The sequence below is a fragment of the Ruegeria sp. C5 genome (genome assembly GCF_056537605.1).
Genome location: NZ_JBQFRX010000020.1, coordinates 1 through 940, shown reverse-complemented (window position 1 = coordinate 940; position 940 = coordinate 1). Strand labels below are relative to the sequence as shown.

The 940-nt window shown below is 55.2% G+C and carries 1 protein-coding gene; it reads right to left on the bottom strand.

Annotated features, from left to right (window positions below; translation table 11 throughout):
• Window positions 1-74 precede the first annotated feature (74 nt).
• The coding region (locus ACR0AW_RS21180) for an IS3 family transposase (RefSeq protein ID WP_480439650.1) at window positions 75-940 on the bottom strand (866 nt) is incomplete at its 5' end.

Genomic DNA, 940 nt, shown 5'->3' with positions numbered 1-940 from the left:
TGTCCGTCGTCAGGGATTTTGGGACAGATGGCCGCCTGAACTAAGAGAGGGTCTGGCTCAACTGGTTGTTGTGATTATGCGGCGGATTTGCGGTGAAGCAAGCGCCGGGTTTCGATGATCTTTCGTTTGATCCTTTCTCGTTGTTTTAGAATGGTCTGTCCGCGCCCGAAGTAGACATCGGCCGGTGTTAGGTTTTGCAGGCTCTCGTGATAGCGCCGGTGATTGTAGTGATCGACGAAAGCATCGATCTGCTGCTGAAGGTCACCGGGCAGATAGTAGTTTTCCAATAAGATGCGGTTCTTGAGCGTCTGGTGCCAGCGCTCGATCTTTCCCTGAGTTTGCGGATGGTTTGGCGCCCCTCGAACATGATCGATTTCCTGATCTTCCAGCCATTCGGCAAGCTCACCAGAGATGTAGCTGGACCCGTTGTCGCTGAGCAGACGTGGCTTGTGCAGCACCGTTGCCTGATCACAGCCTGAGGCGTGCAAGGCGAGGTCCAGTGTGTCGGTCACATCCTCGGTCTTCATCGTCGTGCAAAGCTTCCAGGCGATGATGTAGCGGCTGTAATCGTCCAGGATCGTGCTGAGATAGAACCAGCCCCAGCCGATCACCTTGAGATAGGTAAAATCGGTCTGCCAGAGTTGGTTCGGTCGTGTTGTCTTGTCCTGGAACTCGTCGGCCGCCGATAGAACCACATAGGCCGGGCTGGTGATCAGGTCGTAGGATTTCAGGATGCGATAGACCGAAGCCTCTGACACAAAGTACTTTTCTGTGTCAGTGAAGCGAACAGCCAATTCACGCGGGGAAAGCTCACTTTCCTTCAGAGCCAGATCCTTGATCTTCTCGGGCACTGGCGTGGGAATGCGGTTCCAGACCCGTGACGGCGTGGGTCTACGATCTTCAAGCGCCTCGGGGCCGCCGACGAGATATCGGTCGTACC